Annotated in this window: 10 protein-coding genes; 3 read left to right on the top strand and 7 right to left on the bottom strand. The window is 64.5% G+C overall.

Features of this window, described 5'->3' with window-relative positions:
* The first annotated feature begins 32 nt into the window (after positions 1-32).
* Together ACK4R0_RS14700 and ACK4R0_RS14695 are read left to right on the top strand one after the other, a co-directional pair.
* Positions 33-830, top strand: coding sequence for a DUF1206 domain-containing protein (locus ACK4R0_RS14700; protein ID WP_409675532.1), 798 nt, complete (start codon positions 33-35; stop codon positions 828-830).
* A 166-nt stretch (positions 831-996) separates the two neighbouring features.
* Positions 997-1926 carry a GGDEF domain-containing protein gene (locus tag ACK4R0_RS14695; protein ID WP_409675529.1) on the top strand — a complete coding sequence of 310 codons (930 nt, stop codon included), beginning with the start codon at positions 997-999 and terminating at the stop codon, positions 1924-1926.
* 74 nt (positions 1927-2000) lie between these two features.
* Here the strand turns inward: ACK4R0_RS14695 and ACK4R0_RS14690 are convergent, their stop codons facing one another.
* From ACK4R0_RS14690 to ACK4R0_RS14660, 7 genes are all read right to left on the bottom strand, one after another.
* The gene (locus tag ACK4R0_RS14690; protein ID WP_409675526.1) at positions 2001-2972 is read right to left on the bottom strand and encodes a glutathione S-transferase family protein; all 972 of its coding nucleotides are present in this window, start codon (positions 2970-2972) and stop codon (positions 2001-2003) included.
* A 94-nt stretch (positions 2973-3066) separates the two neighbouring features.
* A complete protein-coding gene (locus ACK4R0_RS14685; protein WP_409675523.1) occupies positions 3067-5511 on the bottom strand; it encodes a zinc-dependent metalloprotease in 2445 nt (814 codons plus the stop codon).
* A 91-nt stretch (positions 5512-5602) separates the two neighbouring features.
* Positions 5603-6154: a hypothetical protein gene (locus ACK4R0_RS14680; protein ID WP_409675520.1), complete on the bottom strand. Its 552-nt coding sequence runs from the start codon at positions 6152-6154 to the stop codon at positions 5603-5605.
* A 262-nt stretch (positions 6155-6416) separates the two neighbouring features.
* Positions 6417-7958, bottom strand: coding sequence for a PepSY domain-containing protein (locus ACK4R0_RS14675; RefSeq protein WP_409675517.1), 1542 nt, complete (start codon positions 7956-7958; stop codon positions 6417-6419).
* Positions 7959-7980: 22 nt separating this feature from the next.
* A complete protein-coding gene (locus ACK4R0_RS14670; protein ID WP_409675514.1) occupies positions 7981-10116 on the bottom strand; it encodes a TonB-dependent receptor family protein in 2136 nt (711 codons plus the stop codon).
* Between the two features lie 101 nt (positions 10117-10217).
* Complete coding sequence (locus tag ACK4R0_RS14665; RefSeq protein ID WP_409675511.1) at positions 10218-10646, bottom strand: hypothetical protein; 429 nt, start codon at positions 10644-10646, stop codon at positions 10218-10220.
* 57 nt (positions 10647-10703) lie between these two features.
* Positions 10704-11063 (bottom strand): hypothetical protein, encoded by a 360-nt coding sequence (locus tag ACK4R0_RS14660; RefSeq protein WP_409675508.1) that lies wholly within the window; start codon positions 11061-11063, stop codon positions 10704-10706.
* A gap of 190 nt (positions 11064-11253) precedes the next feature.
* On the opposite strand from ACK4R0_RS14660, the gene ACK4R0_RS14655 reads away from it, so the two are divergent.
* The gene (locus ACK4R0_RS14655) at positions 11254-11793 is read left to right on the top strand and encodes a Dps family protein (protein WP_409675505.1); all 540 of its coding nucleotides are present in this window, start codon (positions 11254-11256) and stop codon (positions 11791-11793) included.
* The last annotated feature ends 126 nt before the right edge of the window (positions 11794-11919 follow it).

Genomic DNA, 11919 nt, shown 5'->3' with positions numbered 1-11919 from the left:
GTAAGCCTGCTACCATTTTTCCGGGGAACATTATGATCGATAGATTGCGCAGGCTTGAGACATTTGCCCGGGCCGGCTGGTTTGCGCGCGGCGTCGTCTACTGCCTGTTGGCATATTTCGCGATCTCGGGCGCAGGGTCTTCCGAGGCCAGCCCGCAAGGGGTGTTTCGCGCGATTGGGGAATCACAGGGCGGGATGGTCTTGCTGATCCTGCTGGCGGTCGGCTTGGCGTTCTATGGCGCCTACAGGTTGTACGGCGCCGTGCTGGACAGCGAAGGCAAGGGCGATGACGCCAAGGGCATCGCCGTTCGCGTCGGCTATGCCGCAAGCGGCATTGCGCATTTCCTGATGGCGTATGCGGCGACGCGCCTTGCAACCGGCGGATCGGGGCAAGGCAGCGGCGAACAGGAGCAGGCGGCGGGACAGATGATGCTCGATATGCCGCTCGGCGACACCGCGCTCGGCGCGGTAGGGTTGTGTTTCCTCGCTGCAGCCGCGCACCAGGCGGTCAAGGCCTGGACCGTCGATTTCATGAAAGGCGTGGCTTCCAGCGCCCCGCGTTGGGTGGTCCCTGTCGGGCGGGCGGGCCTTGCGGCACGGGCGGTGGTGTTCGCTGTCATCGGCCTGTCGCTGCTGCGCGCGGGCTGGTTTGGATCGGCCTCCGAAGTCAAGGGGCTGGGCGACGCGCTGTCATCGCTGAACGAATATCCGCAGCTTTACATCCTGGTTTCCGCAGGCCTGTTCCTGTTCGGCATCCATAGCTTCGTCGATGCACGCTGGCGCCGTATCCGCGACGAGGACGTCGTATCCCGGCTGAAATCAGCGGGCTGATATCCGCGCGCGCGATCCGCGCTGTCCGATCCAGCCAAGCAGCTACCACCGGGACTGCCCGCTGCGACAGGGCCTGCCTGTCTCATGGGAAGCGTTCATACCATGTTAGGCCCGTCTCTCCATACTGCAATCCAGCGGGGGCGGATTGTCTTGAAGGGAAAGGACAATGACGCACGACAGCGACGACCAGACCGTCCTGGAGTTGATCGCCCGATATTCGAGCGATGTGATAGCGCAGGTGCGACCAGACATGACGGTGAGCTACATCTCTCCGTCGGCCGAGAGGCTATTCGGTCTGCCGACGTCGCAGATCATCGGGCGTCATGTCGCCGATTTCGTGGCTCCCGAGGACTTTGCGCTGATCACCCAGGCCACCAGAGAGGTCATCGCCGGCCGGACCGATGACACGGTTGTCACCGTTCGGGTTATCAGGGCGGATGGCGCCGAGATGTGGGTCGAGATAGCATCCCGGCTGATGGGTCAGCGGATCGACGGCGACCCGGGCAACCGCGCGGTCGTGATCAGGGACGTATCGGATCGCAAGGCGCTCGAGGATGCCCTGCGCGCGATGGCGATGAAGGACGGCCTTACCGGGCTGGCCAACCGCCGTGCGTTCGACGAGGCGTTGCGCGAGACCTGGCAGGCCACCTTGCGTGCCGGCAGCCAGATGTCGCTGCTGCTGGTCGATATCGACGACTTCAAAGCGTTCAACGATGCTTATGGTCATCAGGTGGGCGACGACTGCCTTCGCAGCGTCGCGCTGGCGGTGCAATCTGCGGTGCATTATCCGGGCGATGTCGTCGCCCGCTATGGCGGCGAGGAGCTCGGCATCATTCTGCCCGAAGCGGACACGCGCGCTGCAGCGATCGTGTGCGAGCGTGTCCGCAAAGCCACCGTCAACCTGCAGATTCTCCATGGCGGCCTGGATGCCCAGCCCGTGTCGGTCAGCATCGGCAGCGCAACCGCCATGGCGCGCGACGGCGGGTCGGTCACCATGCCGGAGGCGTTGCTGAGTGCTGCCGATAATGCCCTGTATGCGGCCAAGGCCGCAGGGCGCAATTGCTGCAGGTCGGCGGTGTTGCTGGCCAAGACATAACGCCTTGAATTCAGCCTGCCGAGATCAGCACCACATCCTGTTGGCCAACGACTGTCCAACCCGATCGCCTGGCTCTAGTCCTGCCGATCCAGGCCGGGCACCAGTGGATCGGGACCGGCAGGCACGATCCCGGTCGGATTGATGTGGAGATGGCTCTCAAAATAATGATGTTTGATGTGCTTGAAATTTGTCGTTTCGGCCATTCCATCCATCTCATATATCCGGCGGGTAAAGGCCGAAAGATTGGGATAGTCGGCGATGCGGCGGATGTTGCATTTGAAGTGGGTGACGTACACCGGATCGAACCGGATCAACGTTGTCCAGAGCCGAAGATCGGCCTCGGTGAACTGGTCGCCGACCAGCCAATCCTTGCCGTCCAGCCGTTCTTCCAGCTCATCGAGCATGGCGAACAGCGGATGCACCGCAGCCTCATACGCCTCTTGTGACGCGGCAAAGCCCGCTTTGTAGACGCCGTTGTTGACCGCATCATAGACCTTGTCGTTGAGGGCATCGATCTCGCCGCGCAGCGGTTCGGGGTAAAGATCGAGATCGTTCGCGCCGCAGTCATCGAACGCGCTGCCCAGCATCCGCAGAATGTCGGCACTCTCGTTGTTGACGATCGTCTCCGTCTTTGTGTCCCACAGCACCGGAACAGTGACATGGCCCGAATAGTCCGGCTTTGCCTTGGTATAGACCTCGTGCAAGTTCGCCGCGCCGCACACGGGATCGGGCGTCACGCATTCGCCGTCGCGAAACGACCAGCCGCCTTCGCGCATCAGCCAATGGACCACGACCAGTTCGATCGCTCCGGTGAGCCCCTTGAGATGGCGTGCGGCGTTGACCCGGTGCGCCCAGGGGCAGGCCAGGCTGATGTAGAGCAGGTACCTCCCGGGTTCGGCCTTGAAGCCGCCCTCACCTGTCGGCCCGGGCGATCCATCGGCCGTCACCCAGTTGCGAAAAGCGCTATCGTCGCGCTCGAACGCGCCGCTGTCCTCGTCGTTATAGTCCCACTCGTCGTGCCATTTGCCGTCTTTCAGGAAACCCATCGTTTCGTCATCCTTTCGCTGTCTTCTACAGAAAGCGAAGCGCGGCCGTTTGTGTTCCCCGGTTGTCGGCTTTCTCAGCGGCGGCAGGCCGCTATCACCCTCCGATCGGCATGCCCGGCGGGATCGGCACCTCGGCCTTTTCGCCGGCGAGCGCTGCGGTCAGCGCGTCCCTGTCCTTGACCAGCCGCGCCATCGAAAGCGCCCAGGCGCGGTCGGCAGGGTCGCCAAACCGCCGCCCTGCTTGCGCGTCGGCCCAGTCGTGCAACGCCTGATCGATCCTGCTGGAAGCGTCGATGCCACTGGCGCCATTGCGCGCCGCCTTGGCCAGCGACAGCACGATCCGCGTGGCCAACGCCCGGCGGACAGGTTGCAGCCGGGCCTCGCCTGCAGGCGCATCGACCAGCGCCAGCAACCGCTGTGCGACGGATTGCGCGCCGGGGCTTGCAGGATCGGCGCGGTGTTGCTGCGTCATCCGCGCCAGCCGCTCGGGCGCAAGCAGCGCGTTGAGCGTGATCTGTGCTGCGACCTGCGATGCCGCCAGCGGATCGAACGCCGCAGCGCCCGCCATCGGCATCAGCTCGATCTCGGTCTGGCGGTCGCTGTCGCCCGAGAACCCGGCGGACAATTGCGGGATCAGCGGCGCGGGCACGTCGAGCACCGCAGGCTGGAGCGTCGCCATCAGCGCATCCAGCGCGCGCAGCTGTTCACCTGGCGCAACCGGCGCGGCTGTGCCATCGCCCTGCCCCGCCACCGCGTATTGCGAGTACATCCCGCCGAGCAGCTTGGCCGCCGCCTCGACCTGATAGCGATGCACCAGCCAGATCGGCACGAACTTGCGCCGCAGATTGGCAACCGGTTCGCCGGGCGCCAGTGCCGCTGGTCCGAACCGCGACACCGCCGCGGCACGCACCTGCATCATCCGGTCGAGCTCTGCCACCGGATCGGCGCCGTCATCCCACAGGCTGCCCCAGGGCTGGCTCGTCGAGACATTGCGGGCGTTCTCGTCCGCGACGAAGCGCAGCCCCTGCCGCGCCGCCTCGCCCGCTTTGACCATCGCCGCCGCGTCGGGGTCGCCGCTAACCGGATCCCCATAGAGCCAATCGATCGCATAAGCGTCCCAGCGCCCCAGCCCCACGCCATAGGCATCGGAGAGATCGGGCAGGCCATCCTTCAGGCCGATGCGCGGCGCGGGGTAGTCCATCACCGAAGCGCGGTCCTGTGTGCTGCCGGCAAAATTGTGCAACAGCCCGAGCGCATGGCCGATCTCATGCGCGGAAAGCTGGCGGATTCGCGCCAATGCGACCTGCGCAGGATCGTTGGGGCCACCGGTGCCGGTCTTGTCCGCGCCGACCAGCCCTTCGTAGATCAGCATGTCCTGCCGCACGCGCAGCGACCCCAGCAGCACCGCGCCCTTGAGAATCTCGCCGGTGCGCGGATCAGTGACCGCATAGCCATAGGACCAGCCGCGTGTCGCGCGGTTGACCCAGTTGACGACATTGTAGCGCATGTCGAGCGGATCGGCGCCCTCGGGCAGGATCTCGACCTGATAGGCATCGATATAGCCCGCCGCCTCGAACGCGCTCTTCCACCACAACGCGCCTTCGAGCAGGGCGGTGCGGATCGGCTCGGGTGCGGCGTTGTCGATGTAGAACTTGATCGGCTTGCGCACCCGCGAACGCGGCGCGGTCGGATCGACCCGCTCGAGCCGGAAGCGGTTGGCGAGGTTCTGGACGATCTGCCCGCCGAGCGGTGCGGAAAAATCCAGCATCTGCGTCGCGAAGCTTCCGCCGCGCGGGTCGAAGGCGCGCGGCACATAGCCAGCCTCGGGCAAGGCAATCAGGCTGTGGCGGACCACCAAAGTCACCTGCCGGGAATCGGGCGCGATATTGCGCACTTCGGGGCCTGGCGTGTCCGTGGCATAGGTCTGCCGCGCCTCGAACTCGAGATTCAGCGGAAAGGCGCGGACCGCAGCGGGATCGGCGGCGCTCAAGCCATCGACCAGCTTCCAGCCCTTCTCGCCGCTGGAATTGAGCTGACCGACGACGTTGCGGGTATCGCGCGCCAGAAACGGCGCGATATCGACCAGCAGCCGGCCATCGGGCGCATCGATAACATCGCCCAGCCACAGCATCGATGTCGCAAAGGCGTTCGCGGCAGCGGCCTGTTCGGACGGTGATCCGGCGCTGGCACGGAAGCGCGGGTTTTCGAGCTCGAACGACACCTTCTTGCCCAACCGGCGGATCAGCAGGATCTGCGCAGGTCCCGGCTGTGCGCGATCGAGACCGATCGGTGCGGAGCCCAGTCCGGTGCGCAACGCCGTGGTGTAGAGCATCCGCGCGACCACCCCGTCCGCATCTGCAGCAGGCAGCGAGAGCAGGATGCGACCGGTCTTCTGGTCGACATGCACCGGATACAGCCCGTCGCGCTTTTCGGTGCCGACATAGGGGCTGGCCGCTACGGCCGCACGTGGCGCAGCATGGGCCTGCGGCGTGGAAAGGACAGCCGCAAGGCCCAGCGCAAGTGCAAGTGTTCGGTTCATTGGACCCCCAGTCTTTGGCCAAGACTAGGGGCCAATGGTGTCAGCGAGCAAGCAGCTTTTGCCGCCGCCTGCCCCGCTGTTGGATACTCGCTTACTGACCGACCGGCGACGCCACGACCGGCTGCTCGGTTGCAACGGCAGCCGTCGCGGCTGCGGCGGCTCCTACGACCATCGGTGCCGGTTCGGCGCCTTTGGCAAACGACAGCGGCACGTCTTCTTGCACGAAGCCGGTGACCGAACTGCCAGCTGGGATCACCGCACTTGTACCGGTCAGAAAGAAACCTGCGACCGGCAGCAATACCACGGCTCCAACGACGCCAGCGGTGCCCGTCACCCCCTTGTCATCGCTCGCGCCCGACAGCCTGATCTGGCGGCCATTGACGGTGGCATACAGCATCCGCACCTCGATTGCCCCCGATTTGCCCCACATGCCCTTGTTGCGTACGCTTGTGACCTCACCGATTGCCGGGCTGCCCACCGGAATCACCGTGACGCCATCGACCATCACGGGTTCAGACACTTCAAGATTGAAGCGGTCGCCCACCCGCAGCTTCTTGCCCTTGGTGGTCAATTCGGTGAGCGTTTTGAGCGGAACCGACGTTCCGGCGCGCAGCGTAGGGCGCTGTTCGGCCCCAATCGTCATGACCTCCTGCGCGAAGCAGGACGTCCCTATGGTTGTAGACAGTAGCACTAATGACATAGCATATGCAAAATTTTTCACCAAATTTTCCCCTGTATTTTCAGTCGGTTAGAGTTGAATGCCCGTGCCATACAAGACTGTCAAACAACATCTGCATCCAAGGAAAGTAAAGTGGATGGATTTGTGACTGAAACAGGCTGTTCGCGCGTCAGGGCAGCGGGCTATTGTATGCATCTGCTGGTCCGCTGATCGCATCGGCCCGTCATCAACCTGTCCGCGCCCGCCTGCGACGCCGGTCCCAGACCAGACCGATGCCGCCCATGAACCCCATCAGCAGCAGCACAAACACGCCCACCACGACGTTCAGCCCCACCCGGCCGATCGGAAACAGGAAGTTCCATTTGTGGATGAAGCTGAAGATGGTGCGCTCGGGTTTCTGCCAGTTTTCGGTGCGGTCGGCGAGGACGCCGGTAGTGGTATCGACGAACAGCGTGGCATCCACCGGCGCGCCATAATCGATCCGCCACACCGGCAGCCGCTTGTTGCGGAAGTCATAGTCCGGTCCGAAGCGGGTGACGACCTCCATTCCGGTGATTGCGCTGTCCGGCGCGCCGCTGAAACGGCGCCCCAGCGCCCTGGCCAGTGCCTTGTCGCCGTCTGCCCAGGGCTTGCCGGTGGCGGCATCGACATAAAGCGCGGGGCCGGTGGGGCTTACCCCGTCGAAGCGGGCATTGCGGATCGCGGTGTCGCCCATCGGCATCGCGTGTCCGGCGTGCGCGCTGTGATCGTGCTCGCCCTTGGGCATCGCATCGCGCGGCTGGGCCAGCCCCAGGCGATAAAGCGGGCGGCCATCGGGGGCTTCGACCAGCGAGAGGCTGTTGACGTCGAGCCCTGCTGCCACCTCGGCCCAATCGCGTTCGATCGGGTAACGCGCGCCCGCGACATTCACCGGCGGCGACATCCGCATCTGGCTGGTCGGGCGTTCAAACGCTGACTGCACCAGATGGATGATGCCGCTGACCGAGAACATCAGCAGCGGCAATGCGAGGACATAGCCCATCGCGCGGTGCCAGCCCTTGGATCCTGCCAGCCGCTTGCCGCGCCGGATCGCGACCAGCAGCAGGGTTCCGGTGACCGCGAGTGCGGCGAGGCTCCCGACCATTAGCGTGATGACGATGACGCGCAACCATTCCAGCTGCGGCGGCACCCATTCCCAGCTGTGCAGCCAGCGGAACACCGTCTGCAGCCGGGTCTTGGTGAGATTGTTGACCGCAGCGAGGCTGCTCGTTTCGGTGTGCACATAGGCGGTCAGCCGGTCATCGCCTGCAAAGCGGACGCGCCAGACGGGCAGCAGCCGGTTGACCCAGGGATAATCGGCATCGAACGCGGTCTGGTGGACGATCTCGGCGACGGGGCGCTGGTCATTGAGGTAGTGCCGCGCGATGAACTCCGCCTGGCGGGCGTCCTGCCCTGCCAGTTCGGCACCTGAGTCGAGCGCGAAGTATCGCCGAGGGGCCTGGGGTGCTTGCGTCACCTGCAACAGGTTGCTGTCCTCGCTGACCACCACCTTGACCGATGTCGCCTTCGCGATCCCGGCCTTTGCCAACACCGTTTCCACCGGCTGCGCGTTCGTCATATCCATGGCGCGCATCGGCGGCATGAATTCGGCCTGTTGCGGGCCGAACAGCACCATGACGATATGCGCCATGCCTGACAGCCCCCAGATGAAGAGGCTAATGCCGCCGATCAGCGCCAGCCATTGGTGTTTGCTCATCGACCAGCGTGCGAGCTTGGGACGGTTTGCCATGATGCTGTTCTCCCTATTTCGCTCAGAATTGCGCGGTGATGCCGCCGTAGATCGCGCGCCCTACCCCGGGCGTGTAGATCGCGGCGCGCTCGAGCGACTGGTTGGCGTTGGTGGCGACGTTGGAGATGAACACGGTGTCGAACAGGTTCTCGACCGATCCGAACAATCGCACCCCGGGCAGCACGTCGACCCCCGCGGTCAGCCCGACCAGCTCGTATCCCGGGGCTCGCTCGGTGTTGGCAAAGTCCGCCCAGGGGCCATCGAACACCCAGCGCAGGTTGGCCGAGACGTACCAAGACTCCTTCTGCTCGAACCGTGCTTCGGACACGAAGAGAGTGCGCGGGACGCCGGCGAGCTGGTTGTCGCCATACGTGACATCATCGTCGAAGCGGAAGTCGTTGAAGGTGAACGCCCCGCGCAGCGTGAACGCCTGCCCCCGCGCCGCCAGCTGCGCGCGCGCGACATAAACGTCCAGGCCAAGTTCGACACCCTGGTGGATGGTCCTGTCGGCATTGTCGGTGAACGACACGAACCCGTTGGTGCCCGGAACGCCGAAGTCGAGAAACTCGTTCTCGACCTCGCTGCGATACAGCGAGATGTCCCAGGCGACGAAGTCCGCCTGCCCCCGGCTGCCGATCTCGTAGGTGGTCGCGCGCTGCTCCTTGAGCGGGGCGAACGGCCGCGAGCCGCCCGAGGTCAGGTCGGCAAGGCTCGCAGGTTCGAAGCTGCGGTTGATGTTGGCGTAGAGCTGCGCGTTGCCGCCAAGCGCGTAGAGCACACCGACACGCGGGCTGAACTGCTCGTATTCACCGCGCCCCGAGACCTCGGCGAGGATCGCTTCGACATCGCGGGTCACCTTGACATATTGGCCGCCCAGCACCGCGGTCAGCCTGCTGGTGAGTCCCAGGTCGAGCTGGCCGAAGGCGGTGAGATTGGCCGAATCCTGATCGGATTCGTTGGTCAGCCCGGCGCGCTCGCCATTGAGGTTGCGGTGACGGCGGGCGCGGGTGTCGCCCTTGGCGTAGCTGCCGCCCAGCGTCCAGCGGCTGACAGCATCGCCCAATAGCGTGAACTCGCCCAGCGCGCGCAGCGATACGCCGAACTCGTCCTCTTTCTGGTCGATGATCCCGGCAAAGCGGGTGATCGCATGATCGAGCGTCCGCCGGGTGTACCAGCTTCCGATCTCGAGCGTACTGGCGCCCAGAGTGATCGCGGTGAGGTTGGAGATGCGCAGCACATCGAGGTTGCGGTCCCAGTCATCGGCGACGGGGCCAGGATCGAGCACCGTCACCGGGCCGCCGGGACGGAACGGGCCGACGGTGACCGGACGCCCCGCAGCGCGGGGATTGGCCAGCGCATCGGCAAGGCGCAGCGATCCGTTCAATTCGAAATTGTCGCTGAGCGCGGTGACATAGAAGCGGGTTTCGACCGCATCGCTCAGCCTGAAGCCGATATTGCCGTGGCCATAGAGGCTGCGCACATCGCTGTGCTCGCGGAAGCCATCATCGCGAAGGCCGGTCAACCCGATATAGTAATCGGTGTCTCCCGCCACCCCCGATGCGCTGACGTTGCCGCGCAGGGTGTTGAAGCTGCCGCCCTCGATCCGCGCGGAGAAATTGGAGCGCGCGGTGCGTCCGGTGGGCGAGACGATGTTGACTGCGCCGCCCAAGGATGCCGCGCCGAACTGCAGGCCGTTGGCGCCCTTGAACACCTCGAGATAGCGGATGGTAAGCGGGTCGATCTCCTGGAACTCGGTCGATCCGCTCGCACGGCTGATCGGCACGCCATCGCGCAGCACGGTCAGCCCGCGCCGCTCGAAGCCCGAATTGAGTCCCGATCCGCGGATCGAGATGCGCGATTCGCGCTGCGCGCTGGTGTCGGCGAACACGCCGGGGGTGAAGATCAGGACATCGCCGATGCTCTGGGCGAAATCCTCGGCGAACACCGTGTCCTCGACCAGCCCGACGCCGCCGGGGATGCGCTCCAGCCTATGCCGGGCCTCCTCGATCGAGGGCGATGTCGGCGTGCCGGCGGCGCTGGCGGTGACGACGATGACCGGCTCGGTGCGCTGGCCGACGCCCTGCGCAAGAGCGGGAGACACGATAGCGAACGCGGCACCGCCCAGCAGGGCGGCGCGCAAAATGGCGGATTTCTTCATGGATGTACTCGTCCCTGAACGGGGAAAGGATGAACCGCATAAGCCATCGACGCGCCGGTTTATCCGGCGCGCAGGCCCAGCTGCGGCAGCTTCGACAAGGTTCAGGTGAGCGAGGGTGGTCCGGTGGCAGGCGGGGTTGCGGCATGGTGCCGCGCGCGCAGCAGGCTGTGGTGCAGCGCGGGAGGAACATCGCGGCTTGCGACCATATGCGGCAAGGTTACCGGGACATCCGGCAGGGCCAATGTCGCGAGGCCAGCAAACGCGCAGGGCGGCACGGGATTGTCGTCACCTTCGCCGGAATCGTGGTCGCTTGCATCGCTGCTGGCCGCTGCCAGCATGGCGTAATCCTGATAGCGCGGATCGTCGCGCGCAATCGTGGCCGTCTTGTTGCCAAGTCCTGAGCAAAGCTCGATCGTCAGGCCTTGCGGCCCGAACCTTGGCATGAACCCCTGCGGCGCAAGCGCACCGAACAGCAGCGCCACCAGCAGCGCCGGCAGCAGAGTGTTCGCAAGAGTGCGCAGGTGTCCCATCGCCTGGCCCGTTAGACCCGGACCCTTCGCACTTCAAGCGTTAAGCGCGTGGCGGGATCAGGAGGCCCAGCGGCGCGGCGCACCGCGTGCAGCGGGTCTGGCTGGCGGTCTGGCGGGGGATCTGGAAAATGCCAGCGACTGCTTCACCCGCACCCAGAATGTCGGTTTGGGGTCTTCCTGCAGGGTCTGCCCGGTCACCTTCAAGAGATAGCGCGCCAGCAGCAACGCCTGGTTGCGGGTCATCACGATGTCCTGCTGCTCGATCATGTCGTTGTCCAGCGCGATCCGCGATCTGGCGCACTCGACCCTAAGATCGATGCCGTTGGGCATGTCGAGATGTGTCCAGCCCACCAGAGCAAGCGGCGGTTGCTGCTCAGATTTCTGTTTGACGCCCGATGGTTGCAGTTCGTCGTTCATAGCCCCACTCCTCTCCCGATTAGCTTCTATTTGCAGCGGACTGTCAAGAGTCTGGTTGTGTCACATTTGGAACGTATGATCGCTTGCGACCTGGCGGAACCGCGTATCGCGTGACGCGTAGGCTGTCGGGTAAGGTTGCTGCCAGGAGCAGGAGCCAGCCGTTTTTCGATTTTCTAACAGGAGACATATCATGGCAACCACCGCCAAAGCTGCGACCAAGAAGGGTGCCGGCAAGTCCGGTCTTCAGGGCACGACCAGCAAGGACAACGTCAACACCGGCATCGAGCCCAACGATCGCAAGGAAGTCGCCAAGGCGCTTCAGCACGGGCTGGCCGATACCTATTCGCTGTATCTGAAGACGCTGGGCGTTCACTGGAACATCGTCGGCCCTTCGTTCTACTCGGTCCACAAGCTGACCGAAGAGCAGTATGAAGATCTGCACGCTGCGGCCGACGTGATCGCCGAGCGCATTCGCGCTCTGGGTGAAATCGCACCTGCATCGTTCGGTGACTATACCAAGCTTTCGGTGGTCGATTCGAGCGAAACGCCGCGTGACGCAGACGCGATGATCAGGGGTCTGATCACCGACAACGAAGCCATTGCCAAGCGCATGCGCGATTTCGTCGAAGTCGCAGAAGAGGCCGATGACGTGTTCACCGCCGATCTGCTGACCGCCCGCATCGGCAAGCACGAAGAAAATGCCTGGATGCTGCGTGCTTTGATCAGCTGATCGGCTGCGAGCTTCCATCAGAAAAGCGGCCGCGATCTTCTGGATCGCGGCCGCTTTTTGGTTCCGGTTTTGAGTGCAAAAAAATAGCCCCCCGGGTGAAACCGACCAAAAAAAAAAAGCCCCGGG

It is taken from the genome of Blastomonas sp., from assembly GCF_046294995.1.
Lineage (GTDB): Bacteria > Pseudomonadota > Alphaproteobacteria > Sphingomonadales > Sphingomonadaceae > Blastomonas.
The sequence above is the reverse complement of the archived record's forward strand: the minus strand, read 5'-3'. Positions and strand labels throughout refer to the sequence as shown.